General features: G+C 56.2%; 18 protein-coding genes. 5 read left to right on the top strand and 13 right to left on the bottom strand.

The window, feature by feature from the left end:
• Window positions 1-20 precede the first annotated feature (20 nt).
• Window positions 21-2,873 (bottom strand): two-component system sensor histidine kinase RcsC, encoded by a 2,853-nt coding sequence (rcsC, locus tag FS690_RS00625; RefSeq protein ID WP_113655374.1) that lies wholly within the window; start codon window positions 2,871-2,873, stop codon window positions 21-23.
• Window positions 2,874-3,039: 166 nt separating this feature from the next.
• Window positions 3,040-5,679 (bottom strand): DNA topoisomerase (ATP-hydrolyzing) subunit A, encoded by a 2,640-nt coding sequence (gene gyrA / locus FS690_RS00620; RefSeq protein WP_039385529.1) that lies wholly within the window; start codon window positions 5,677-5,679, stop codon window positions 3,040-3,042.
• Window positions 5,680-5,855: 176 nt separating this feature from the next.
• Here gyrA and ubiG point away from each other — a divergent pair, with 176 nt between their 5' ends.
• From ubiG to yfaE, 4 genes are all read left to right on the top strand, one after another.
• Window positions 5,856-6,602 (top strand): bifunctional 2-polyprenyl-6-hydroxyphenol methylase/3-demethylubiquinol 3-O-methyltransferase UbiG, encoded by a 747-nt coding sequence (ubiG, locus tag FS690_RS00615; protein WP_039385530.1) that lies wholly within the window; start codon window positions 5,856-5,858, stop codon window positions 6,600-6,602.
• Window positions 6,603-7,007: 405 nt separating this feature from the next.
• On the top strand, window positions 7,008-9,293 hold the full coding sequence (gene nrdA, locus FS690_RS00610; protein ID WP_039385532.1) for a class 1a ribonucleoside-diphosphate reductase subunit alpha: 2,286 nt from the start codon (window positions 7,008-7,010) through the stop codon (window positions 9,291-9,293).
• A gap of 63 nt (window positions 9,294-9,356) precedes the next feature.
• Window positions 9,357-10,487, top strand: a complete 1,131-nt coding sequence (gene nrdB, locus FS690_RS00605) for a class Ia ribonucleoside-diphosphate reductase subunit beta (protein WP_039385534.1) — start codon at window positions 9,357-9,359, stop codon at window positions 10,485-10,487.
• 2 nt (window positions 10,488-10,489) lie between these two features.
• Window positions 10,490-10,750 carry a class I ribonucleotide reductase maintenance protein YfaE gene (gene yfaE, locus FS690_RS00600; RefSeq protein ID WP_039385536.1) on the top strand — a complete coding sequence of 87 codons (261 nt, stop codon included), beginning with the start codon at window positions 10,490-10,492 and terminating at the stop codon, window positions 10,748-10,750.
• 352 nt (window positions 10,751-11,102) lie between these two features.
• Here the strand turns inward: yfaE and FS690_RS00595 are convergent, their stop codons facing one another.
• Both FS690_RS00595 and elaB read right to left on the bottom strand, forming a co-directional pair.
• Window positions 11,103-12,299: a nicotinamide mononucleotide deamidase-related protein YfaY gene (locus FS690_RS00595; RefSeq protein ID WP_108569510.1), complete on the bottom strand. Its 1,197-nt coding sequence runs from the start codon at window positions 12,297-12,299 to the stop codon at window positions 11,103-11,105.
• A 153-nt stretch (window positions 12,300-12,452) separates the two neighbouring features.
• Window positions 12,453-12,773, bottom strand: a complete 321-nt coding sequence (gene elaB / locus FS690_RS00590) for a stress response protein ElaB (protein ID WP_039385541.1) — start codon at window positions 12,771-12,773, stop codon at window positions 12,453-12,455.
• Window positions 12,774-13,061: 288 nt separating this feature from the next.
• Here elaB and FS690_RS00585 point away from each other — a divergent pair, with 288 nt between their 5' ends.
• Entirely contained in the window at window positions 13,062-14,720 is a 1,659-nt protein-coding gene (locus FS690_RS00585; protein ID WP_145338920.1) for a glucan biosynthesis protein D, read from the top strand.
• A 29-nt stretch (window positions 14,721-14,749) separates the two neighbouring features.
• On the opposite strand, the gene FS690_RS00580 is transcribed toward FS690_RS00585, so the two are convergent.
• The 9 genes from FS690_RS00580 to nuoG form a co-directional block, all read right to left on the bottom strand.
• Window positions 14,750-15,202 (bottom strand): GNAT family N-acetyltransferase, encoded by a 453-nt coding sequence (locus FS690_RS00580; protein ID WP_039385547.1) that lies wholly within the window; start codon window positions 15,200-15,202, stop codon window positions 14,750-14,752.
• A 135-nt stretch (window positions 15,203-15,337) separates the two neighbouring features.
• Complete coding sequence (gene nuoN / locus FS690_RS00575; RefSeq protein ID WP_039385550.1) at window positions 15,338-16,795, bottom strand: NADH-quinone oxidoreductase subunit NuoN; 1,458 nt, start codon at window positions 16,793-16,795, stop codon at window positions 15,338-15,340.
• Window positions 16,796-16,801: 6 nt separating this feature from the next.
• Complete coding sequence (nuoM, locus tag FS690_RS00570; RefSeq protein ID WP_039385553.1) at window positions 16,802-18,322, bottom strand: NADH-quinone oxidoreductase subunit M; 1,521 nt, start codon at window positions 18,320-18,322, stop codon at window positions 16,802-16,804.
• A 224-nt stretch (window positions 18,323-18,546) separates the two neighbouring features.
• Window positions 18,547-20,382 carry an NADH-quinone oxidoreductase subunit L gene (gene nuoL, locus FS690_RS00565; protein WP_094111123.1) on the bottom strand — a complete coding sequence of 612 codons (1,836 nt, stop codon included), beginning with the start codon at window positions 20,380-20,382 and terminating at the stop codon, window positions 18,547-18,549.
• Window positions 20,379-20,681, bottom strand: coding sequence for an NADH-quinone oxidoreductase subunit NuoK (nuoK, locus tag FS690_RS00560; protein WP_013509877.1), 303 nt, complete (start codon window positions 20,679-20,681; stop codon window positions 20,379-20,381). The genes nuoL and nuoK overlap by 4 nt, the downstream gene beginning before the upstream one ends.
• Entirely contained in the window at window positions 20,678-21,229 is a 552-nt protein-coding gene (gene nuoJ, locus FS690_RS00555; protein ID WP_039385563.1) for an NADH-quinone oxidoreductase subunit J, read from the bottom strand. Before nuoJ ends, nuoK begins: the two co-directional genes overlap by 4 nt.
• A gap of 10 nt (window positions 21,230-21,239) precedes the next feature.
• On the bottom strand, window positions 21,240-21,782 hold the full coding sequence (nuoI, locus tag FS690_RS00550) for an NADH-quinone oxidoreductase subunit NuoI (RefSeq protein ID WP_039385566.1): 543 nt from the start codon (window positions 21,780-21,782) through the stop codon (window positions 21,240-21,242).
• Window positions 21,783-21,793: 11 nt separating this feature from the next.
• A complete protein-coding gene (nuoH, locus tag FS690_RS00545) occupies window positions 21,794-22,771 on the bottom strand; it encodes an NADH-quinone oxidoreductase subunit NuoH (RefSeq protein ID WP_039385568.1) in 978 nt (325 codons plus the stop codon).
• Window positions 22,768-25,491 (bottom strand): NADH-quinone oxidoreductase subunit NuoG, encoded by a 2,724-nt coding sequence (nuoG, locus tag FS690_RS00540; protein ID WP_145338919.1) that lies wholly within the window; start codon window positions 25,489-25,491, stop codon window positions 22,768-22,770. The genes nuoH and nuoG overlap by 4 nt, the downstream gene beginning before the upstream one ends.
• Window positions 25,492-25,537: the final 46 nt, after the last annotated feature.

Here is a 25,537-nt window from a genome sequence, read left to right as displayed (position 1 = left end):
CGTTCGTTTAATCCCCTGCCCTACGCCTGACGACCGGTACGCACGCGGGCAGCGTAGCGCGCCAGAGTGACTTTCAGCTCATCCAGCGTCACCGGTTTCGACAGGCAGTTATCCATACCGGCATCCATACAGCGCTGCTTCTCTTCCGCCAGCGCGTTCGCCGTTACGCCAATCACCGGGAACACGTGCCCCAGCTGGCGCAGCCGCTGCGTCAGGCGATAACCATCCATATTCGGCATGTTTACGTCGCTCAGTACGATGTCGATATGATTGCGACTCAGCACGTTAAGCGCATCAACGCCATCCTGCGCCGTTTTGGTCTGATAGCCCAGCGTACCGAGCTGCTCCGACAGCAGCATACGGTTGATGGGATGATCATCCACAATCAGAATCGTAATATCTTCATTGCTGCTCGCATTCTCTGCCGCAGGCGGCGGCAGCGGCGTGGTGGTATCACTGTCAATCGTGATGCGATAGATACGACCCAGCAGCAGCGGCAGGTCGTGCAGCGTTGCGCTGCTCTGCACCCAGACGCCCGGCGAGCGCTCCTGCGGCATATCGATATGCTCACCGCAGATCAGAATGCGCGCGCGCACCGCCTGCGCCAGTGAATCGTCGTGATCGCTTATCACCACATCATCGCTTTCTGCCTGTCCCTGCCAGGCTGCCGCTTTCAGTCCCTGCTGCTGCAGCAGGCGCAGCAGAAACGCAGCGAGATAGTCGTTGCGCAGGTCAAGCCAGATCGCTTTCTCCTGCAGGCCATCCAGCAGCGGCGGCGCCGGCTGCTGCCCGGCGTAGATCGGAATACGCACGATAAACTGGCTGCCCATTCCCGGTTCAGAATCGACCTCAATATCGCCATCCATCATGTTGATCAGTTTTTCGCAGATTGCGAGTCCCAGCCCGGTGCCCTGGAAGTTGCGCTGCACGCCGGAGCCAACCTGGAAGAAAGGATCGAACAGCCGCGTCACCTCTCTGGCAGGAATGCCGACCCCGGTATCGCGCACGCGGAAGGCAAGATAGCCCTCTTTAACGTAGGCGTGCAGAATAATGCAGCCGGTATGGGTAAATTTGATGGCGTTATTAAGCAGGTTGGAGATCACCTGCTGCAGCCGCAGCGGATCGCCATCCAGCGCCAGCGGCACGTTGTTTTCCATAAAGACATAGAGCGTAAGACGCTTGCGCACCACCAGCGATAAATAGTTGCTGGTGATATGGTTAATCACCTCGCGCGGTGAGAAAGGACGCGGCTCAATTTTCAGCTGCTCTGACTCTATCTTCGAGAAGTCGAGAATGTCGCTGATAATTTTCAGCAGCAGGCTGGAGGAGTTGTTCATGGCGGTGACCAGCGACTCCACCCCTTTGGGCAGGCTTTTGGTCTGCAGCAGATCGAGGTTACCGATGATGCCGTAGAGTGGCGTACGCAGTTCATGACTGACGGTTGCGAGGAACATCGATTTCGACTGGCTCGCCTGTTCAGCGGCGTGCGCCATCTCCTGCAGCGACTGCTCCATACGTACGCGGGATGAGACATCAACCAGCACGCAGATGGCCACATTTTCATTGCGGTAGCGCGAATGCACAAAGCTGATCTGCAGGTTGGTATTGCTGCCGGTCAGCACATCAACAAAATTCACCTGCTGGCCGCTGATAATTTCATTAAGCCGCTGGCGATCCTCCTGCGTCAGCAGCGTAAGGTAGTTGTGCGCCAGTTCGTTGCTCAGAATATTGGTGCCATCGCTGGTGCGCAGAATGCAAATCCCTACCGGTGCCGACGCGACAATTTTCCGGTTGAACTGCTCATGCTCCTCCAGCCGGTGCGCGTTATCTTCCGCCGGCAGGAACATGCGGCGCTCAAATATCCACGCCAGAGTAAAAAGCACAATCGCACTGAAGATGTTAAGCAGCAGCGCGTTAAGCAGCAGCAGCCGCAGCTGATCCACCATTACCGACGTGGGCAGAGACCAGATGATATTCAGATCTGACGGCGGCAGCGGCTTTTTCAGCACCAGCTGGCGGTAGCTGTCGAGGTAGCCAAACCAGGTGCTCTCATCGGGCAGATCGTCCAGCGCGTAACCGGGTCCGCTGCGGCGGCTGCTTAGCAGCGGGCGGTAATTTTCATCGGTAATGGTCGCCACCAGCGGCAGTCCGCCGGGCTGAACAAATTCATCCAGCCGGATATTCTGCTCAACGCCCAGCAGCGCCTGAAGTTTGTTGGCGACGTAAACCGGGACGACCATATAGAAGTTGCCGCTTCCGGGCTGCGTGCTGTCGGTGATCCAGTACATCGGATTGCGCCGATCTTCCTCATTGCTGTTGCGATAGTGCAGCACATGTTCGCGCAGCGCCTTCATGCTGCGTTCCCGGTCTAACGGATTGCTGCTGCCGATGGTAAAATCAGCCAGGCACTGGCTCTCACCGCCGATAAAAAACACGCGATTCAGCTCATAGGCCGCAGCAAAATTGCTTTTCCAGTAGTTGATATAGTAGCTGAGCGAGTCGAGCGAGTTGCGCCAGGTGTTGCTCATTGAGGTGCAGTCACCGTCGGAAAAGAGCGGCGTAAACTGCGGCAGCGTGCTTTTACCGGCGGGCATGGCGTTGAGCATGTCCAGCCCGTTAGCGCTGCTGCTAAGACGATTTTCCGTGATGTACTTCAGTTCCCGCATGACGTCAGCCGAGTGCCGGACGTACCACTCTGCTTTACCATAATTCGTCGCGAACTCCTGGCGTATTCCGTTCTCTTTTTCATGCAGCACATTGATGATGTAGAAGGTGGTCAGCAATGCACCCAGCGACCAGAGCAGCAGCGCCAGCGCCCGGAAAAGATAGCGCGAGATACGAAGCGTGGTGCGAAAGGAGACGAGATATTTCAAGAGAGGCTCACTGGCGGTAACGGTTAACAGGACCCAAAAAGGTGCACATACACTAGCTTTATCGCTGCGAAAAAGCCAGTTGGTGCAGAGGTGTGGGGCGAAAACTCAGATAATAAAACGGCAGGTCGGTTGCCCTGACCTGCCGCTGATAAGGTGCATCAGACGATTATGCGTCGTCTTCTGCGTCCGGTGCCTCGTCATCGCTGTCGACTTCCGGCGCGATATCCTCTTCGCCTTCCGCCACGCTGCCGTCGATGGCATCCAGCTCCTCTTCTTCAACCGGCTCCGCCACGCGCTGCAGGCCAACCACGTTCTCATCTTCCGCGGTGCGGATCAGGATCACGCCCTGCGTGTTACGGCCGACCACGCTGACTTCCGATACGCGGGTGCGTACCAGCGTGCCGGCATCGGTGATCATCATAATCTGATCGCCGTCTACCACCTGTACCGCACCGATAACCGGTCCGTTACGCTCGGTAACTTTGATCGAGATAACGCCCTGAGTGGCACGCGATTTCGTCGGATACTCGCTGTTAGCCGTACGCTTACCGTAACCATTCTGCGTAACGGTGAGGATCGCGCCCTCTTCGCGCGGCACAATCAGCGACACCACTTTATCGTTCTCTGCCAGCCTGATACCGCGCACGCCTGAGGCTGAACGCCCCATGGCACGCACTGCACTCTCAGCAAAGCGCACAACTTTACCGCCAGCGGAGAAGAGCATCGCTTCATCATTGCCGTTGGTCAGCGCTACGCCAATCAGCTCATCATCTTCACGCAGGTTGATGGCGATAATGCCGGCGCTGCGCGGACGACTGAACTCCTGCAGCGCGGTTTTCTTCACCGTGCCGCTGGCCGTCGCCATAAAGATATTGAAGCCTTCGGTATACTCACGCACCGGCAGAATAGCGGTAATGCGCTCGTTAGCTTCCAGCGGCAGCAGGTTGACGATAGGACGCCCGCGTGCGCCACGGCTCGCTTCCGGCAGCTGATAAACCTTCATCCAGTAGAGACGACCCCGGCTGGAGAAGCAGAGAATCGTGTCGTGGGTATTAGCTACCAGCAGGCGATCAATGAAGTCCTCTTCTTTGATACGTGCGGCTGATTTACCCTTGCCGCCGCGGCGCTGCGCTTCATAATCTGACAGCGGCTGATACTTAACGTAGCCCTGGTGCGACAGGGTGACGACCACATCTTCCTGGTTGATCAGATCTTCGATATTGATATCCGCGCTGTTGGCGGTGATCTCAGTACGGCGCGCATCGCCAAACTGATCGCGCATCGCTTCCAGCTCTTCGCGGATCACTTCCATCAGGCGGTCAGCACTCTGCAGAATGTGAATCAGCCCGGCAATCTGCTCCAGCAGCTCTTTATACTCATCAAGCAGTTTCTCATGCTCAAGGCCGGTCAGTTTCTGCAGACGCAGATCAAGAATCGCCTGAGCCTGCTGCTCGGTAAGATAGTAGCGGCCATCGCGAATACCAAATTCAGGCTCCAGCCACTCCGGCCGCGCAGCGTCATCGCCGGCACGCTCAAGCATGGCGGCAACATTGCCGAGATCCCACGCCTGTGCCAGCAGAGCGCCCTTCGCTTCTGCTGGCGTCGGCGCGCGACGGATCTGCTCGATAATCGGATCGATATTCGCCAGCGCAATCGCCAGACCTTCAAGGATATGGGCACGATCGCGCGCTTTGCGCAGTTCGAAGATGGTGCGACGCGTCACCACTTCGCGACGGTGGCGCACAAAGGCTTCGATGATATCTTTCAGCGGCATGATCTTCGGCTGACCCTGATGCAGAGCCACCATGTTGATACCGAAAGAGACCTGCAGCTGCGTCAGCGAATAGAGGTTGTTCAGAACCACTTCACCCACGGCGTCGCGTTTGACTTCAATGACAATGCGCATACCGTCTTTATCAGACTCATCGCGCAGCCCGCTGATCCCTTCAACGCGCTTCTCTTTAACCAGCTCGGCAATTTTTTCAATCAGGCGCGCTTTGTTAACCTGATACGGGATCTCATTGACAATAATGGTTTCGCGACCGGTTTTGGCATCGGTTTCGATTTCGCCACGCGCGCGAATGTAGATTTTACCGCGCCCGGTACGATAGGCCTCTTCAATACCACGACGGCCATTGATAAAGGCTGCGGTCGGGAAGTCCGGACCGGTGATGTGCTCCATCAGCCCTTCTACGCTGATGTTTTCATCATCGATAAAGGCGAGGCAGCCGTTGATCACTTCAGTCAGGTTATGCGGCGGAATGTTCGTTGCCATTCCCACGGCGATACCGGAGGAGCCGTTTACCAGCAGGTTAGGAATTTTGGTTGGCAGCACTTCCGGGATCTGCTCGGTGCCGTCGTAGTTTGGCACAAAGTCGACCGTCTCTTTTTCCAGATCGGCCAGAAGCTCAGAGGAGATCTTCGCCATACGGACTTCGGTATAACGCATCGCTGCGGCGGAGTCGCCATCAACGGAACCGAAGTTACCCTGACCGTCAACCAACATATAGCGCAGGGAGAACGGCTGGGCCATACGGACAATACTTTCGTATACAGCAGAGTCACCGTGCGGGTGATACTTACCGATAACGTCACCTACCACACGGGCAGATTTCTTATAGGCTTTATTCCAGTCGTTACCCAGTTCGCTCATGGCGTAAAGCACGCGGCGATGCACCGGCTTCAGGCCATCACGGACATCGGGTAAGGCTCGGCCAACAATGACCGACATGGCGTAATCGAGGTAGGAGTTTTTCAGCTCTTCTTCGATATTGACCGGTGTAATTTCTCTCGCAAGGTCGCTCATGGAGCCGCTATCCCTCTACTTAATCCCGGATTTTAAAGGTGCGAAAGTATATCACATTGCTTACGTACGGTGAACGTAAAGCGGGGTTTTCTGGCGCTTTTCGTTCACGCTGAGAGATGCCACCTGACGTTTAAGCGTTTATACTCAGAAGATATTTTGCCAGGAGTCGTTATTCAATGAGTGAACAACCGCAGGAAAGCCGTCAGAACGTCGATCACAGCGAGATTGCCAAGTTTGAAGCGGTCGCTTCGCGCTGGTGGGATCTGGAGGGTGAATTTAAGCCGCTGCACCGTATTAACCCGCTGCGTCTGGGCTGGATTGCGCAGCACAGCAACGGCCTGTTTGGTAAAAAAGTGCTCGATGTCGGCTGCGGCGGCGGCATTCTGGCAGAGAGCATGGCGCGTGAAGGCGCAGACGTAACCGGGCTGGATATGGGCGCGGAACCGCTGGCAGTCGCGCGTCTGCATGCTGAAGAGAACGGCGTCAGCGTCGATTATATTCAGCAGACGGTAGAGGATCATGCGAACAGCCATGCTGGCCAGTATGACGTAGTGACCTGCATGGAGATGCTGGAGCACGTACCCGATCCGCGCTCGGTTGTTATGGCCTGCGCCCGTCTGGTAAAACCAGGTGGTGAGGTCTTTTTCTCCACGATAAACCGCAATCCTAAAGCCTGGCTGCTGGCAATCTTCGGCGCCGAATATGTGCTGCGCATGCTGCCGCGCGGTACGCATGACGCCAAAAAGTTTATCCGCCCGGCTGAATTACTGGACTGGGTAGACGAAACCACACTGCGCGAACGCCACATGATTGGCCTGCACTATAATCCGCTGACCAACAAGTTCCGTCTCGGACCGGGTGTGGACGTGAACTATATGATTCATACCCACGCTCAGGCTGATGCCGCAGGCGAAACACGCTGATAACAGAGGCCCGCTCTGCGGAGCGCGCCTCTCTTCTTCATCCCCGCTAGCCGATCTTCTCCGTTTCGTCTCTGCCTTAATGACGGGTTCCGCGCCTTTGATTGAGATTTACGCGCTCAGTCATACTATTAAAAAAAAGTATGAAGCCGTTGACAGCTAACCCAGGCCTTATGCCACGCGGATCCAGGATTTTTCCCGGCTACCAGGACTGATTCTTTGCCAAAAATCAACTCTTGTTAAGCAAAGAATGCTGACTAAAATACTCACCATATAGTTAGTAAAACTTCCCGAACCCCCTATATATAGTGTTTATCCACAGGCTTACTCACAGCGAGCGGCTTGTGCATAGACCTTGTGAATAGTTAGGGGATAATTTCCTATTTCATGGACAGGTAAACACGCGACATGAACCAAAGTCTGCTCGTCACCAAACGCGATGGCCGTCAGGAACGCATTGATCTCGATAAAATTCACCGTGTACTCGACTGGGCGGCTGAAGGGCTGAACAATGTTTCAGTTTCTCAGGTTGAACTGCGCTCCCACATTCAGTTTTATGATGGCATCAGAACCTCTGATATCCATGAAACCATCATCAAAGCCGCAGCCGATCTGATTTCGCGCGATGCGCCAGATTACCAGTATCTGGCAGCACGTCTGGCTATCTTCCATCTGCGTAAAAAAGCCTATGGCCAGTTTGAGCCACCGAAGCTTTACGATCAGGTCGTGAAAATGGTGGAGCTGGGCAAATATGACCGCCACCTGCTGGAAGATTACAGCACCGAAGAGTTTGAGCTGATGGACAGCTACATCGATCACTGGCGCGATATGAACTTCTCTTACGCTGCGGTTAAGCAGCTGGAAGGAAAATATCTGGTGCAGAACCGCGTCAGCGGTGAGATCTATGAGAGCGCGCAGTTCCTGTATATCCTGGTCGCAGCCTGCCTGTTCTCAAACTATCCACGCGATACGCGCATGAGCTACATCAAGCGCTTTTATGACGCGATCTCCACCTTCAAGATCTCGCTGCCAACGCCAATCATGTCTGGCGTGCGCACCCCGACCCGTCAGTTCAGCTCCTGCGTTCTGATTGAGTGCGGCGACAGCCTGGACTCTATCAACGCCACCTCCAGCGCTATCGTGAAATATGTGTCACAGCGCGCCGGCATCGGTATTAACGCAGGCCGTATTCGTGCGCTGGGCAGCCCGATCCGCGGCGGCGAAGCGTTTCATACCGGCTGTATCCCGTTCTATAAGCATTTCCAGACGGCGGTGAAATCGTGCTCTCAGGGCGGCGTGCGCGGCGGTGCAGCGACGCTGTTCTACCCGATGTGGCATCTGGAAGTGGAAAGCCTGCTGGTGCTGAAAAACAACCGTGGCGTGGAAGGTAACCGCGTGCGCCACATGGACTACGGCGTTCAGATCAACAAGCTGATGTATACCCGCCTGCTGAAAGGCGAAGATATCACCCTGTTCAGCCCGTCAGATGTCCCGGGCCTGTATGATGCGTTCTTCGCCGATCAGGAGGAGTTTGAACGTCTCTACACCAAATATGAGAAAGATGAGAGCATCCGTAAGCAGCGCGTAAAAGCGGTCGATCTCTTCTCGCTGATGATGCAGGAGCGCGCCTCAACCGGTCGTATCTACATCCAGAACGTCGATCACTGCAATACCCATAGCCCGTTTGACCCGGCGATTGCGCCAGTGCGTCAGTCCAACCTCTGCCTTGAGATTGCGCTGCCAACCAAGCCGCTTGAAGATGTGAATGATGAGAACGGCGAAATTGCGCTCTGTACGCTTTCCGCCTTCAACCTCGGTGCCATCAACAGCCTCGACGACCTCGAAGAGCTGGCGGTGCTGGCGGTTCGCGCGCTCGATGCGCTGCTTGATTATCAGGACTATCCGATTCCGGCAGCACAGCGTGGTGCCATGGGTCGCCGTACGCTGGGTATTGGCGTCATTAACTACGCTTACTACCTGGCGAAGCACGGCGTACGCTACTCTGACGGCAGCGCTAACAATCTGACGCACAAAACCTTTGAGGCTATTCAGTACTATCTGCTGAAAGCATCAAATGAGCTGGCAAAAGAGCAAGGCGCCTGCCCGTGGTTTAAAGAGACGACCTATTCACAGGGTATTCTGCCGATTGATACCTATAAAAAGGATCTGGACGCCGTCTGCAATGAGCCGCTGCATCTCGACTGGGAAGCGCTGCGTGAATCGATCACCACGCACGGCCTGCGTAACTCCACGCTCTCTGCCCTGATGCCGTCAGAGACCTCTTCGCAGATCTCTAACGCCACTAACGGTATTGAACCGCCGCGCGGCCACATCAGTATTAAAGCGTCTAAAGATGGCATCCTGCGTCAGGTGGTACCGGAGTATGAGCGTCTGAAAGATCAGTATGAGCTGCTGTGGGAAATGCCTTCTAACGATGGTTATCTGCAGCTGGTTGGCGTGATGCAGAAGTTTATCGATCAGGCGATCTCCTCAAACACGAACTACGATCCGGGCCGCTTTGCCAACGGTAAAGTACCGATGAAACAGCTGCTGAAAGATCTGCTTACCGCCTATAAGTTTGGTGTGAAGACGCTCTACTATCAAAACACCCGCGACGGCGCAGAAGATGCACAGGACGATCTGGCCCCGTCGATTCAGGATGATGGCTGCGAAAGCGGCGCCTGCAAAATCTGACCGGCGACGCGTAATTATGTCAGGGCTGGCGCTGCCAGCCCGCTTCACTTTTTGGACTTAGTCATGGCTTATACTACTTTTTCACAGAATAAAAACGATCAGCTGAAAGAGCCGATGTTCTTCGGCCAGTCCGTGAACGTGGCGCGTTTCGATCAGCAGAAATATGACATTTTTGAAAAGCTGATTGAGAAGCAGCTCTCTTTCTTCTGGCGTCCGGAAGAGGTCGACGTCTCACGCGATCGCATCGACTACCAGGCACTGCCGGATCACGAAAAGCATATCTTCATCAGCAACCTGAAGTATCAGACGCTGCTCGATTCTATCCAGGGCCGCAGCCCGAACGTCGCGCTGCTGCCGCTGATCTCTATCCCGGAGCTGGAAACCTGGATTGAGACCTGGGCGTTTTCTGAGACCATTCACTCACGCTCTTACACCCATATTATCCGCAACATCGTCAACGATCCGTCGCTGGTGTTTGATGATATCGTCACCAACGAGCAGATTCTGGCGCGCGCGCAGGATATCTCAAAGTACTACGACGATCTGATTGAGATGACCAACTACTGGCATCTGCTGGGCGAAGGCACGCATCAGGTTGCCGGTAAATCAGTCACCGTCAGCCTGCGTGCGCTGAAAAAGCAGCTCTATATCTGTCTGATGAGCGTTAACGCGCTGGAAGCGATTCGCTTTTACGTCAGCTTCGCCTGCTCATTCGCTTTTGCCGAACGTGAACTGATGGAAGGCAACGCCAAAATCATCAAGCTGATCGCGCGCGATGAAGCGCTGCACCTGACCGGCACCCAGCATATGCTGAACCTGCTGCGCAGCGGTGAAGACGATCCGGAGATGAAAGAGATTGCTGCGGAGTGCCGTGAAGAGTGCTTCGAGCTGTTTAAGAAGGCGGCACTGCAGGAGAAAGAGTGGGCAGAGTATCTGTTCAGCGGCGGCTCGATGATTGGTCTGAATAAAGATATTCTGTGCCAGTACATTGAGTACATCACCAATATCCGTATGCAGGCGGTGGGTCTCGATCTGCCCTTCCAGACCCGCTCCAACCCGATTCCATGGATCAACTCCTGGCTGGTGTCTGATAACGTGCAGGTAGCACCGCAGGAAGTAGAAGTCAGCTCCTATCTGGTGGGTCAGATTGACTCTGAAGTAGGCGAAGACGACTTCAACGATTTCCAGCTCTGAGCATGAGCCGCGCTGTTGTTATCCTGCGCAGTTCAGGCTCCCGCCTGGAGTGCGCAGATGAACATCCTAATCTGCTGACCACGCTTGAGGCACATAATCTCTGCGTGGAGTTTCAGTGCCGTGAAGGCTACTGCGGCTCCTGCCGTATGCGCCTGGTACGGGGCGAAGTCGATTACGCTGAAACCCCGCTGGCTTTTATTCAGCAGGGTGAAATCCTGCCCTGCTGCTGTAAAGCTCGCGGCGAGATTGAGATTGAGCTGTAACCGCCATTTCTGCTGATAGATCTCCCCGCTATTAGCTTCAGGTAAGTCGTCAGAGACGTTACCCCTTGCTGCACCGGCATGAATCCATCCCTGGAGCCTGCCGCCGCGCCGTCCTGGCGCGGAGGCTGCTGCAAGCGGCAACGTCTCTCACGCCCCTGAGGCATATCTACTGCTGCCAGCAAACTTCAGCTTACCGCAGCACCAGCGCTGAGGGGCAGAGGGGATGTCAAGCTAAGCCGGACGTCACGCGGCATGGATGCCGCGTGCCGAGGCCCGCAGGGATGCGGGTTTTGCCGATCCGGGCGTGCTTAACATCCCCTCTGCCCATGCTGATGCTTGCTGCATAAAATATTTAATGCTTTACCGTCTCCAGGATGTCGAGCCAGCCGTGTCCGGTTGAAACTTCACTGCCGTGCAGCCAGCGACGCAGCATGTTCATTGCCATCATCGCCACCACTTTCTGCCGGGTTTCCTGATTATGCCGACCGTGTGAAAACTTCACCCGCTGTCCCCAGCCCGCTTCCGGCGTCTGCAGCGCAATCGCGATCTCTCCTTCGGCCAGTTCACCGACAGAGAGCGCCAGAGCGCTGCCCTGCTCTGCCGCCAGCGCGCGTGTCCGCTCAACCTGTGCTTCAAGTGTTTCTGCCTGCGGCGCCAGGATTTCGCCAGCGCTTAGCGGCACGTCCGCAGCGGCCAGCTGCCAGTGCAGAAAGCCGGCGGTATACTGCTCACTGGTGGCGAGGCGGAACTCACGCTGCTGCAGCTCACGCGCCAGCAGCGCGGGCAGCCCTTCAGTGCCTTCGAAAATCGTACATTCGGCCAGCAGCAGCTTTACCTGCTGCCAGACCTGCTCCATCGCCACGCGCGCACTGGCAGGCCCGGTAAGCTTGATTTCGATAATCGGCATTGAAGAGCGGTAACCCATTACCACCCCTTCGGGCAGCGCCAGCGGCTCCAGCTCAGCCGCAATATCACTCTCGCCGCGACCAAAGGTCGTCAGGCGCAGGCAGAGCGGGGGTTCAGGCAGGGTAAAACGTGCTTTCAGGCGCGGAATAATCTCCTGCTCCACCATCACTTTGAATTCTGACGGCACGCCCGGCGTAAAGAAAATCCAGCAGCGGTTGAGCTGGAGTGCGAAACCACAGGCGGTACCCACCGGGTTATCGATAAGCGTGGCGTTAGCCGGGATTTCAGCCTGTTTGCGATTGCTGGCGGCCATCACGCGACCGCGACTGGCAAACCAGGCTTCCATTTTTGCCAGCCATTCTGTCTGCAGCACCAGCTCGCAACCGCTGGCGGCCGCGGCGGCCTGCGCGCTCAAATCATCAGAGGTCGGCCCCAGTCCCCCGTTAACAATCAGCACATCTGCCACCTGGCTACGGCTCTGTAATGCATCAATCAGCGACGGCAGTGCATCACCCACGGTCATGCGGCTGGTCATCGGCAGGCCATGCTGAAACAGCACGTCCGCCAGCCAGGCGGCGTTGGTATCCACAATTTGTCCATGCAGCACTTCATCGCCCGTGGCGAGCATCTCAACACGTATCACGTTGCATTCTCCTTGTCCTGGTTACGCTTTACTGTAGAAAGCAGGCGAGGTAAACACAATCATCAGGAAGGGAAATCGGGAAAGAGATCGTAAATAGCGAAGAAAGTATGGCAGGCGAAGCCGGGCGCAGCGTTGCGCGCGCCCGGCAGCGTATTAACGACGGGCCAGCAGTAAACCTACAAACAGGCCTGCAGCAGCGCCAATACCCACGCCCTGCCACGGTTTTTCATGCACGTAATCATCGGCACGATAGGCCGCCTGTTTGGCACGATAGTAGTAGCTGTCCGAAGCCTGACTGACGCGGCTCTTCACATCTTCCAGCGCCTGCTCAGCTTTTTGTTTGAGTTCAATATACTTCTGATCGGCCGGATCGCCGGACGCGCGCAGCACTTCTTCAAGCGTTTCAGTTAACAGCGCCAGATCGTCGTCAATACCTGATTCATAACGGTTATCAAATTGGTCTGAAGATGACATTATGCGGTTCCTCCGTGTTCATAACGTGTCGATTAACTATAGCCATAAATCATAACTTTGCTGGCCGAAATTGCGTCTGTGCGCTCCGTAAAAACGTGACGGCTTTGTAAAAACAGGCCGGATACCCCTGAGCGACAGAGAATCTGCTTCGTTTATTTGATTAATCTGATAAATTTTCCGGCGAGTGAATTTTTTGATTGCGCCACTGTCGTAACCCCCTGTAGCCCGACGCTAACCGTCTGGAAACAGACACAATACACCCGAGCAGCTAAGGATTAGAATTCCGGCATGAATCGTAGAAAATTTGTGAAAGCGTCCGTCGCTCTGTCAGCCCTGAGTGGCATGACCGGGCTCTCCTCGCTGTTTGCGCAATCTGCATGGGCCGATGACGGCATCGCCGACGGCAAAGCCGTGCGCTTCGATTTTGATGTATTGAAACAGAAAGCCGCCGCGCTGGCGAAAAAGCCCTGGGGCGGTGCGCCCGGTGCGCTGCCTGACACGCTGGCGACCCTTACGCCGCAAGCGTACAACGAAATTCAGTATGACGCTCAGCACTCGCTGTGGAACAACGTCGCCGATCGCGAGCTGGACGTGCAGTTTTTCCACGTCGGCATGGGATTTAAACGGCGTATCCGCATGTTCTCTGTTGATGCGGCCAGCCGCGAAGCACGGGAAATCCACTTTCGCCCGGAGCTGTTTAAGTATCATGACGCCGGCGTCGACATGCAGCAGCTGGCGGGTAAAAACGATCTCGGCTTTGCCGGTTTCCGCGCGTTTAAAAAGCCGGAGCTGGCGCGGCGTGATATCGTCTCTTTCCTCGGGGCCAGCTACTTCCGCGCCGTGGATGAAACCTATCAGTATGGCCTCTCCGCCCGCGGCGTTGCTGTTAACACGTTCAGCAACGGTCAGGAGGAGTTTCCTGATTTCACCGCGTTCTGGTTTGAAACGCCAAAAGCAGACGACACTACCTTTGTCGTGTATGCCCTGCTGGATGGTGCCAGCCTGACCGGTGCCTACAAATTCACCATTCACTGTGAAGAGAAACGCGTGGTGATGGAAGTGGAAAACCACCTCTATACACGTAAAGCGATTCGTCAGCTCGGCATTGCGCCGATGACCAGTATGTTCAGCTGCGGTACCAACGAACGCCGCATGTGCAACACCTACCATCCGCAGATCCATGACTCCGATCGCCTGGCGATGTGGAGCGGCAGCGGTGAATGGATCGCCCGTCCGCTTAATAACCCGCAGCGCCTGCAGTTCAACGCCTATAAAGATGAAAACCCGCGCGGCTTTGGTCTGCTGCAGCTGGATCACGACTTTAAAAATTATCAGGATGTGATTGGCTGGTACGACAAACGCCCGAGCCTGTGGGTCGAGCCAACCGGCAAATGGGGTAAAGGCGCGATTAATCTGATGGAGATCCCTACCACCGGGGAAACGCTGGATAACGTGGTCTGCTTCTGGCAGCCAGAGGAGCCGATTCAGGCGGGCAGCGAGCTGAACTTTGGCTATAAGCTCTACTGGAGCCAGCTGCCGCCGGTGCGCAGCGATCTGGCGCGCGTGGATGCGACCCGTACCGGCATTGGCGGTTTTCCCGAAGGCTGGGCGCCGGGTGAACATTTCCCGGAGACCTGGTGCCGCCGCTTTGCCGTAGATTTCATTGATGGCGACCTGAAAGCAGCCGCTGCCAGGGGCATTGAGCCGGTCATTACCGTTTCATCAGGCACGTTTAAACAGGTAGAGATCCTCTACGTTGAACCGATTAACGGTTATCGCATTCTGTTTGACTGGTATCCGAACAGCGATGCGACCACGCCTGTGGAGATGCGCCTGTTCCTGCGCACCAAAGATGAGACGCTGAGCGAAACCTGGCTCTACCAGTATTTTCCGCCACCGCCCGATCAGCGTAAATATACCGATGACCGGCAGATGACGCCGGGCTGATAACGATAACGGCGAGGCTTCCCTCGCCGTTATATTTTCTGCATGCCGATATGCGGAATCTCATCTTCAAGGTAAACAGCAGTGACCGCCTGAAAACCGAGCCGGCCATAAAACCCCTCAAGGTGCGCCTGCGCCGACAGATAAATTGCCTGCCCGGGCCAGTGCGTTTCACAGCTGTTCAGCACCTGTTCCATCAGCCGGTAGCCCAGCTTCAGCCCGCGCGCCTCTTCAGAGACAATCACCCGCCCCACAACGACTGCCTTATCCGGCTGCGCGGGTGTCAGTATGCGCGCGCAGGCCAGCAGCTTCCCTTCAAGAAAACCGAGGATATGACGATTTTCTGCAGCCAGATCCTGGCCATCCAGATCCTGATAGGGGCACTGCTGCTCCACAATAAAAACCCGGTTACGCAGCGCCAGCAGCGTATAGAGTTGCTGTGCCGTCAGTTCCTGGTGGTGGCAATCAAGCCATGCTATTTCCACAGATATCCTCCTCTTCAAATGACAATATTCTGAGACTACTCCGCCGGCCGAAGTCACACCATGATGGTAGCGGCCATCGATACAGATAAAAAAAATCAGGCCCGGAGGCCTGATTTTCGTCAGCAGAATGCATCGTTACATCAGCGGTTGCGCCATCTGCACCAGCCTGATGAGCGGCTGCGGATAAACACCCAGCAGCAGCACCAGAATGGCGGAGATCAGGACAACCACACCACCCGCGGTAAACGCCCAGTTAGCAGGCGTATCACGCGTATGCAGCTCTGGCGGGGTGAGATAGAGGCTCACCGTTACGCGCAGATAGTAGTACAGGCCGATGGCGCTGCCGGCAACGACTGCAGCAGTCAGCCACCAGAGATGCGCATTCACACCGGATGCGATAACGTAAAACTTACCGATAAAGCCAAGCGTCATCGGAATACCCGCCAGCGACAGCATCATCACCGTCATGACCGCTGAGAGTACCGGACGATGCCAGAACAGGCCGCGATAGGAATAGAGCGAGTCAGCATCCGGACCGCGATACGGGCTGGACATCAGGCTGACCACGCCAAACGCACCCAGGCTACTGAACAGATAACCCGCCAGGTAGACGCCAGCCGTTTCCAGCGACAGCTGATGCGTTTTCACCGCAATCAGCGCGACCAGCAGATAGCCGAGATGAGCGATAGAGGAGTAGCCGAGCAGACGCTTAATGTTGCTCTGCGAAATCGCCATCAGGTTACCCACCAGGATAGAGACAAAGGCGATAATCCCCAGCACGGTGCGTACCGCTTCGCTGTCGGTCAGCGGCGCGTACATAAACAGGCGCATAATGACACCAAAGATAGCGATCTTGCTGGCGGTTGCCAGGAAGGTCGATACCGGTGCAGGCGCGCCCTGGTAAACGTCCGGCGTCCAGAGGTGAAACGGCACCAGCGACAGCTTAAAGCCCAGGCCGATAATCATCATTCCCAGTCCCACCAGCAGCAGCGGCTGCTGGATCATGCTGTCGGTCAGGCTGTTACCCAGCTGAACAAAGCTCAGGCTGCCGGAATCGGCGTAGACCAGCGCAATACCAAACAGCAGAAACGACGAGGCGGCCGCAGAAAGAATGGTGTATTTCAGCGCCGCTTCCAGCGAACGTTTCTGCCGGAAGGCGTAGCCAATCAGGCCAAACAGCGGCAGGGAGAGCAGCTCAATACCGATAAACAGCGCGGCGAGATGGTTGGCACTTGCCAGCACCACGCCACCCAGCGCGGCAATCAGCACCAGCAGGTAAAACTCATCCTTGTTATCCGGGAAGCCCGCCAGCCAGGGATAGGCGAACGTACAGGTCGCCAGACTCGCCAGCATCACCAGCGCGGTATAAAACATGGAGTAGCCGTCAACGCGCAGCAGCGGCGTGACATCCATTGCGCCCGCCTGACCAACAAACCACAGCGACACCAGCGCAAGGTTCAGGCCAATAACGGTCAGCGTGGCATTAACGAAGTGGTTGCGTCGCCACGCAATGGACAGCATCACCACCACCACCGTCAGTCCGACGATCAACAGCGGCAGTAGCGCGATCAATTGTTGAGGAGTTATTGTCATGGCGAATTACGGCCTTGTAGTTGAAATTGAAGCGGTAAACCACTGCTGAATATTACTCATCGCAGCATGGGACGTATCGAGAATCGGCTGCGGGTAGACACCCAGCAGCACCAGCAGCACGACCAGCACGCCGATGGTGGCAAATTCGCGTACTGACATGCCCGGCAGCGGCTCTTTCGATTTCGCTTCGCCATAGTAAGCACGCTGCATCATGATCAGCGAGTAGACCGAGGCGAACACCAGCCCAAAGGTGGCAATCACGATAATCACAGGCACGACCTGGAAGCTGCCGGTCAGGATCATGAATTCGCCCACAAAGTTGCCGGTCCCCGGCATGCCGAGATTCGCTACCGCAAAAAAGAGTGACAGACCCGGGATCCATTTGATTCGCGACCACAGACCGCCCATCTGACGCATATCGCGGGTATGCAGACGTTCATACAGCTGGCCGCACAGAATAAACAGTGCCGCGGCTGAAAGACCGTGAGCAATCATCTGGATAACCGCGCCCTGGAAGGCCAGCTGGCTGCCGGTATAGATCGCGATCAGCACAAAGCCCATGTGCGAAATCGAGGTATAGGCGATCAGACGTTTAATATCGGTCTGCGAGAACGCCATCCAGGCACCATAGAAGATGCCGATAATGCCAAGCCACATCGCAATCGGTGCAAATTCAGCTGAAGCGTTCGGAAACAGCGGCAGGCTAAAGCGCAGCAGACCATAGGCTGCGGTTTTCAGCAGAATACCGGCCAGATCGACGGAGCCGGCAGTCGGCGCCTGACTGTGTGCATCGGGCAGCCAGCCATGAAGCGGCACCACCGGCATTTTCACCGCAAAGGCGATGAAGAAGCCCAGCATCAGCAGCCATTCGACATTGCGTGACATCGGCGTTTTCAGCAGTTCTTCATAGCTGAAGGTCCAGACGCCGGTCGCATTGTAGTGCACAAACACCAGCGCCAGAATCGCAATCAGCATCACCAGACCAGACGCCTGGGTGTAAATAAAGAACTTGGTCGCCGCCGTGATACGGGTTTTACCATCCGACGCTTTATGTCCCCAGAGCGCGATGAGGAAATACATCGGCACCAGCATCATCTCCCAGAAGAAGAAGAACAGGAACATGTCGATGGCAAGGAATACGCCGATAACGCCGCCCAGAATCCACATCAGGTTGAGGTGGAAAAAGCCCTGATACTTCTCAATCTCATTCCATGAGCAGAGGACTGCCATCAGGCCCAGCAGACCGGTCAGTACCACCATCAGCAGTGACAAACCATCAATTGCCAGGTGGAAGCGAATACCAAAGCGCGGGATCCACGCAACATCAAAGCTTGATTGCCACTGCGGCAGACCGCTGGCCTGCGTCAGCGAATAGCCCCCCTGCAGCCACAGCTGCAGGCCAAGCGCCAGCGTGAGCCCCATGGTGATCAGGGCGATCCAGCGTGGTACTTTTGCGCCAAGCCGTTCAGCCAGCCAGCAGAGCAGGCCCCCGACGAAAGGTATTATTATTAGCCAAGGTAATAGCACGGCATACTTCCCTTTTTTTAACCTGGTTTCGAGCTATCCTGCTTGCCCGTTTCGTTTCCGGCAGTGCCTGCAATCCTTACGTACATCAGTACGCTCCGGTTGCTGTGCGCTGGCGATAACGAAACGGGCTGCGCCGATTACGCTTCGTCATTCAGGCAATTTTCACATTCGCTATCAGGAAGAGAAGCAGTTTCTGTCATCTTCTCTTCCAAGCCCATCAATCTTTACATCACCAGCATCAGGGCAAGCACCACAACGGCACCCACACTCATGGAGGCAACATACCAGCGCAGATACCCGTTCTCGCTGACAACCAGACCTTTATTACCAATACGCGACAGCAGCGCAGGCAGGTTCATCAGTGAGTTCAGCGGATCGCGCTGCAGCAGCCAGGCGATACCGAGATAGGGTTTGACAAAGACTTTGTCATACAGCCAGTCAAAGCCCCACGCGGCAAACCACCAGGTGCCGAAGAAGCGGCCCGGTGCGCTGTTGGCTACGCGGGTCACCAGCTGACGCTTGCCCAGCCAGAGTGCAGCAGCAATCAGAATACCGCTGACAGCGACCAAGCCTGAGGCGATCTCCAGTGCCATTTTGCCGTTTTCACCAAATTCATTTTCCGGCAGTACGCCTGCCAGCGGAGGCGTTATCAGCGCGCCAATGAAGGTGGAGAGAATCAGCAGCACAATCAGCGGCAGATGATGGGTAATGCCTTTACCGGCATGCGCGTGGATCTTCTCTTCGCCGTGGAACACGATAAAGATCATGCGGAAGGTATAGATAGAGGTAAGGAATGCCCCGACCAGACCGGCAACCATCAGATTGATGTGACCATTAGCCAGCGCACCAAACAGGATCTCATCTTTACTGTAGAAGCCTGCGGTAATAAGCGGCAGCGCAGCCAGCGCGGCACCGCCCACCAGGAAGCAGGCATAAACCAGCGGAATACTCTTGCGCAGGCCACCCATTTTGAAGATGTTCTGCTCATGATGGCACGCCAGAATAACGGAGCCAGACGAGAGGAACAGCAGCGCTTTAAAGAATGCGTGCGTCATCAGATGGAAAATCGCCGCATCCCACGCCTGCACGCCCAGCGCCAGAAACATGTAGCCAATCTGACTCATGGTTGAGTAAGCCAGGACGCGCTTGATATCGGTCTGAACCAGCGCAGCAAAGCCCGCCAGTACCAGCGTGATAGCCCCGACAATGCCCACCAGGTGCAGAACGTCAGGCGTCAGCAGGAACAGGCCGTGGGTACGGGCGATCAGATAGACGCCCGCCGTTACCATGGTTGCCGCATGGATCAGCGCTGAAACCGGCGTCGGACCCGCCATCGCATCCGCCAGCCAGGTCTGCAGCGGCAGCTGAGCCGATTTACCTACCGCGCCACCCAGCAGCATCAGGGTCGCCCACTGCAGCATGCTGTTGTCGGCGGCAAAGTGTGCCGGTGCCAGCGCCATCAGCTCGCGGAAGTTCAGCGTGCCGAGTTCGTTGTAGAGAATAAACAGCGCAAAGGCCAGGAACACATCGCCCACGCGGGTGATGATAAAGGCTTTCATGGCCGCTTTGCCGTTGTCCGGATTGCTGTAGTAGAAGCCGATCAGCAGATAGGAGCAGAGCCCTACCCCTTCCCAGCCGAGGTACATCAGCATCAGGTTATCAGCCAGAACCAGTACTACCATGCTGGCGATAAACAGGTTGGTATAGGCGAAGAAGCGCGAATAGCCCTCTTCACCACGCATATACCAGGAGGCGAACATATGGATAAAGAAGCCGACGCCGGTGACGACAGAGAGCATGGTCAGCGACAGGCCATCCAGCACCAGGTTCACTTTAATGTCAAAGTTGCCAACCTGCATCCAGGTCCACAATGCCTGCGTAAACGGCTGTTGCCCCTGACTGAAAAACTCCATGCCCGCATAGAGCGTGGTCAGGGCTGAAAGACCGACCGACCCCATTCCGACAGCGGCTGACAGGTTCTCCGACCAGCGGCCCCGGGAAAACGCTAACAGCAAAAAGCCAATTAGCGGAAACAGTACAGTTAAATAGAGAAGATTCATCCGCGCATCTCGCTCACTGTGTCAATGTTCAGCGTCTGACGACGACGATAGAGCTGCAGCAGCAGAGCCAGGCCAATACTCGCTTCCGCTGCCGCAAGGCTGATTGCCAGGATATACATCACCTGCCCATCTGCCTGTCCCCAATAGCTGCCCGCTACCACCAGCGCCAGCGCTGCGGCGTTGATCATGATCTCCAGACCAATCAGCATAAAGAGCAGATTACGGCGCAGCACCAGCGAGGTCAGGCCGAGAACAAAGAGCACCGCAGCCAGAATCAGGCCATGTTGTAATGGGATCATGCCTGTCCCTCCTTATTGGATGCCGCATCCGTGACGCGATGGCTCATCACTTCAGCGTGACGATCGTCGCGACCGATATGGAAGGCCACCACCAGGCCTGCCAGCAGCAGCATTGAAGCCAGCTCAACTGCCAGAACATACGGGCCAAACAGGCTGATACCGACCGCTTTTGCATCGATAACCGTGCCATCAATACCCTGATCGGTGGCGGTGAGAATAGCGTAAACCATCACCACCAGCAGCAGCGCTGAAACGATGCCGGGTCCCACCCAGAGCGAGGGCTTAAGCCACTCGCGTTCCTGCTCCTGCTGCTGCTTGCCGAGATTAAGCATCATCACCACAAACACAAACAGCACCATAATGGCACCGGCGTATACGATAATTTCCAGCGCGCCTGCAAAGTAGGCACCCATGGCAAAAAACGCGCCGGCAATCGACAGCAGCGAAACAATCAGGTACAGCAGCGCGTGTACCGGGTTCGTATGCGTGATAACGCGCAGCGTCGTCAGCACCGCCACCAGTCCGCAAAGATAAAACGCAAATTCCATACCTGGCTCCTTAAGGTAGTAACCCTTTGACGTCGATCGGTTTGGCTTCGTTTTCCGCGTCGCCCTTCTCTTTTCCGTCGATCGCCATACCCGCCATACGATAGAAGTTGTATTCCGGGTATTTGCCGGGTCCCGAGATCAGCAGATCCTGCTTCTCATACACCAGGTCCTGACGCTTAAACTCACCCAGCTCAAAATCAGGGGTCAGCTGAATCGCAGTGGTCGGACAGGCTTCTTCACACAGGCCACAAAAAATGCAGCGTGAAAAGTTGATGCGAAAGAATTCCGGATACCAGCGGCCATCCTGCGTCTCTGCTTTCTGCAGCGAGATACAGCCGACCGGGCAGGCTACTGCGCAGAGGTTACAGGCAACGCAGCGCTCTTCACCGTCAGGATCGCGCGTCAGCACAATGCGACCACGATAGCGCGGCGGCAGATAGACCGGCTCTTCCGGATACATCTGCGTTTCGCGTTTGGCAAAGGCGTGCATGCCGATCATCCAGATACTGCGCACTGTCGTGCCGAAGCCAACGACAATATCTTTTAATGTCATCTCAATACCCCTTACTGCGCGTTGTACAGAATCACTGCGGCGGTCGCCAGCAGGTTCAACAGCGTCAACGGCAGACAAACTTTCCAGCCGAACGACAGCACCTGGTCATAGCGTGGACGCGGCAGCGCAGCACGGATCAGGATAAACATCACCATGAAGAACGCCGTTTTCAGGGCGAACCAGATGAATGGCGGCAGGAAAGGTCCATGCCAGCCGCCAAAGAACAGCGTGACAATCAGCGCGGAAACCGTGGTAATGGCGACATATTCACCCACAAAGAACAGACCGAACTTCATACCGGCATATTCAATATGGTAACCGTCAGCCAGCTCCTGTTCCGCTTCCGGCTGGTCAAACGGATGACGGTGACACACCGCTACCCCGGCAATACAGAAGGTCACAAAGCCAAAGAACTGCGGAATGATGTTCCAGAGGTGCGTCTGGTTTTCAACAATCGCATTCAGGTTAAACGATCCCGCCTGCGCCACTACGCCCATCAGCGACAGGCCAAGAAACACCTCATAGCTCAGCGTCTGCGCAGAGGCACGCATCGCACCCAGCAGCGAGTATTTGTTGTTACTCGACCAGCCGGCAAACAGCACGGCGTAGACGGCCAGACCCGCCATCATCAGGAAGAACAGCAGACCGATGTTCAGATCCGTGACCATCCAGGTGGGTGAAACCGGTACAATCGCAAAAGCCAGCAGCAGCGATACAAAAGCAATAACCGGTGCCAGAGTAAAGATGAAGCGGTCGGTAAACGGCGGTACCCAGTCCTCTTTAAAGAACATTTTGATCATATCCGCCGCCAGCTGGAGTGAACCGCCCCAGCCGACACGGTTAGGTCCGTAGCGGTTCTGCCATAAGCCGAGCAAACGACGCTCGGCAAAGCTCATGAACGCCCCGCAGGCTACCACGACCAGCAAAATTACAATCGCCTTAACCACCTGCAGAATGATGTCGATAACGTCCGATGTCAGCCAGCTCATTGCGCAGCCTCCTGCAGTTGATCAATTTGCGCATGCGCAAGGAACGGCGGCACACCCGGCATGCCGAGCGGCAGACCAATCTGACCCGGCTGCAGGAAAGCGGAGAAGCGTACCGGCAGGCGCAGTGTTTCGCCGGCGCAAACCAGCTCTGCGGCAGCGCCGTGATTGACGCCAAGCTTCTCTGCATCCGTTGGGTTAATCACCAGCTCAGCCGGCACCATACGCTTCTGGAACGTCGGAGAGCGCTGCGTCATCTCTTCACTGCCAAACAGCCGGTAGTAAGGCGCAACGCGGAAATGGCTGCCGCTGGCAAACCGCTCCGGCACGTTGCTAAACCACGGCAGTGAGCCTTCGCCCGCTTCAAACAGCCGGACACCCGGATCGCCATTCCGCAGTTTGCCGCCAACTTCATCCTGGAATTTGTTCCACGCCTGCGGTGAGTTCCAGCCCGGCGCCCAGGCAAAGGGGATCTGCGAGCGCGGTGCTTCAGGCTGGTTGTTCCCTTCCATTGAGAAGGCAAACATAGTGTCTTTATCCTGCGGCTGACGTGGCTCATGTACGCTGATATTGGCGCGGGCGGCAGTACGACCGCTGGCGCGATGCGGTGAACGCGCCAGCTTCTGACCGCGAATGCGGAAGCTGGCATCCGGTGCCGCATCTTTGATGCCTTTCAGCTGCGGCAGCGCAATAATCGCCGCATCAATCACGTGATCCAGCTGCGTCCAGTCGATATGACGGCTCTCCAGCGCGCTGTGCAGCGAATGCAGCCAGCGCCAGCTTTCCAGCATCACAATGCTGTTGTCATAGTAAGCGGGATCGTAAACCTGGAAGAAGCGCTGCGCGCGACCTTCATGGTTGATTGAGGTGCCGTCACTTTCAGCGAAGCTGGCCGCGGAGAGCACCATACCGGCTTTCTCCAGCGTTGCGGTCCGCTGGTGGTCAACCACAATTACGCCTGATGCCTTTTGCAGCGCAGCGTCGACGCGGTCTTTCGGCGCGTGGCGATAGAGATCGTTCTCCAGCACTACCAGCGCATCCGCTTCGCCGTTTGTCAGCTGCTCCAGTGCCGCATCCAGCGAGTGACCGCCCATCATGCCCAGGCCCATGCTGTTAGCCGCGCCGGCCAGCAGGGTGATCCCTACGTCGGCACCGCGGGCTTTCAGCGCTTTCGCCACGTTTGCAGCCGCCTCAATCATCGCGGTCGTGCCGGAGTGGGTGCCGGAGATAATCAGCGGCTTTTTCGCCCCTGCCAGCGCCTGCACTACCACATCAATTTTGCTGCTGAGTGACTTGTCGATATCACTCACCGCGGGTGCGCTCTCATCCAGCGCGCTGGCGATGGCAAACCCGAGGCGCGCCTGATCTTCTACCGGGGCGCGATAGCTCCACGCCGCAATATCATCCAGACGGGTTTCATCGACGTTAGTGACAAACAGCGGATGTTTCGCATGCTGACCGATATTCAGGATGGCGGCGATCTGCCAGTCTGCAACTTTCTGCGCGGCTGCCATCTCGCGTGCTTTGCCTTTTACGGCCTGGCGCACTGACAGCGCGACGCGCGCGCCCACCTGCGTCAGATCTTCGCCCAGCACCAGCACGGCATCGTAGCTCTCCATTTCGCGCAGTGAAGGCGTATAGATACCGCTGTTCTGCAGCACGTTCAGCATCAGTTCAACGCGCGCCTGCTCTCCTGCCGGCATGCCGGTTGAGAAGTTGCCGGCACCCACCAGCTCACGCAGGGCAAAGTTACTCTCGATGCTGGCGCGGGGTGAGCCGATACCGATCACGCGTTTCGCCTGACGCAGCATGTCAGCCGCAGCGTTAACCGCCTGCTCTGCGTTCAGCGTAATCGTATCGCTGCCGCGCAGCTGATGCGGGTGACGCGGACGATCTTTGCGGTTGACATAGCCATAGCCAAAACGACCGCGATCGCAGAGGAAGTAGTGGTTTACTGTACCGTTATAACGGTTTTCGATACGACGCAGCTCGCCATAGCGCTCGCCGGGACTGGTGTTACAGCCGACGCTGCACTGCTGGCAGATGCTGGGCGCAAACTGCATATCCCATTTACGGTTATAGCGCTCGGAGTGCGTTTTATCGGTGAAGACGCCGGTGGGGCAGATCTCAACCAGGTTACCCGAAAACTCGCTCTCCAGCGTGCCATCTTCCGGACGACCAAAATAGACGTTATCGTGTGCGCCATAAACGCCCAGATCTTTGCCGTCAGCATAATCTTTGTAATAGCGAACGCAGCGATAGCAGGCGATACAGCGGTTCATCTCATGGGAGATAAACGGACCGAGATCCTGATTCTGGTGCGTGCGCTTGGTAAAGCGATAACGACGGAAGCTGTGGCCCGTCATTACCGTCATATCCTGCAGATGACAGTTACCACCCTCTTCGCAGACCGGGCAGTCGTGCGGATGGTTGGTCATCAGCCACTCTACGACGCTTTCACGAAACTCTTTCGCTTCGCCATCATCAATAGAGATAAAAGTGCCATCCGATGCCGGTGTCATGCAGGACATAACGAGGCGGCCGCGGGTATCTTCGGCATTCTGGAATTGCTTCACCGCACACTGGCGGCAGGCGCCTACGCTGCCGAGCGCCGGATGCCAGCAAAAATAGGGAATATCAAGGCCCAGAGAGAGACACGCCTGTAGCAGGTTGTCCGCTCCGTTCACATCATATTCTTTACCGTCTACATGGATTGTAGCCATAGTGAACATGCTTCCGTAAGGCTCGTCCGGGGACGAGCGTTAAACA

This window comes from Pantoea sp. PSNIH1 (genome assembly GCF_007680655.1).
Taxonomy (GTDB): Bacteria; Pseudomonadota; Gammaproteobacteria; order Enterobacterales; family Enterobacteriaceae; genus Pantoea; species Pantoea eucrina.
Note: the sequence above shows the minus strand (reverse complement) of the source record. Positions and strands in the feature narration are given on the sequence as shown.

Bases quoted from the DNA above. Each gene is read 5' to 3' on its own strand.
- gyrA (WP_039385529.1), bottom strand. From the start codon at position 5,679: ATGAGCGACCTTGCGAGAGAAATTACACCGGTCAATATCGAAGAAGAG.
- nrdB (WP_039385534.1), top strand. From the start codon at position 9,357: ATGGCTTATACTACTTTTTCACAGAATAAAAACGATCAGCTGAAAGAG.
- FS690_RS00585 (WP_145338920.1), top strand. From the start codon at position 13,062: ATGAATCGTAGAAAATTTGTGAAAGCGTCCGTCGCTCTGTCAGCCCTG.
- nuoN (WP_039385550.1), bottom strand. From the start codon at position 16,795: ATGACAATAACTCCTCAACAATTGATCGCGCTACTGCCGCTGTTGATC.
- nuoK (WP_013509877.1), bottom strand. From the start codon at position 20,681: ATGATCCCATTACAACATGGCCTGATTCTGGCTGCGGTGCTCTTTGTT.
- nuoH (WP_039385568.1), bottom strand. From the start codon at position 22,771: ATGAGCTGGCTGACATCGGACGTTATCGACATCATTCTGCAGGTGGTT.
- nuoJ (WP_039385563.1), bottom strand. From the start codon at position 21,229: ATGGAATTTGCGTTTTATCTTTGCGGACTGGTGGCGGTGCTGACGACG.
- nuoL (WP_094111123.1), bottom strand. From the start codon at position 20,382: ATGAATCTTCTCTATTTAACTGTACTGTTTCCGCTAATTGGCTTTTTG.
- nrdA (WP_039385532.1), top strand. From the start codon at position 7,008: ATGAACCAAAGTCTGCTCGTCACCAAACGCGATGGCCGTCAGGAACGC.
- ubiG (WP_039385530.1), top strand. From the start codon at position 5,856: ATGAGTGAACAACCGCAGGAAAGCCGTCAGAACGTCGATCACAGCGAG.
- nuoI (WP_039385566.1), bottom strand. From the start codon at position 21,782: ATGACATTAAAAGATATTGTCGTTGGCTTCGGCACGACAGTGCGCAGT.
- nuoG (WP_145338919.1), bottom strand. From the start codon at position 25,491: ATGGCTACAATCCATGTAGACGGTAAAGAATATGATGTGAACGGAGCG.
- yfaE (WP_039385536.1), top strand. From the start codon at position 10,490: ATGAGCCGCGCTGTTGTTATCCTGCGCAGTTCAGGCTCCCGCCTGGAG.
- elaB (WP_039385541.1), bottom strand. From the start codon at position 12,773: ATGTCATCTTCAGACCAATTTGATAACCGTTATGAATCAGGTATTGAC.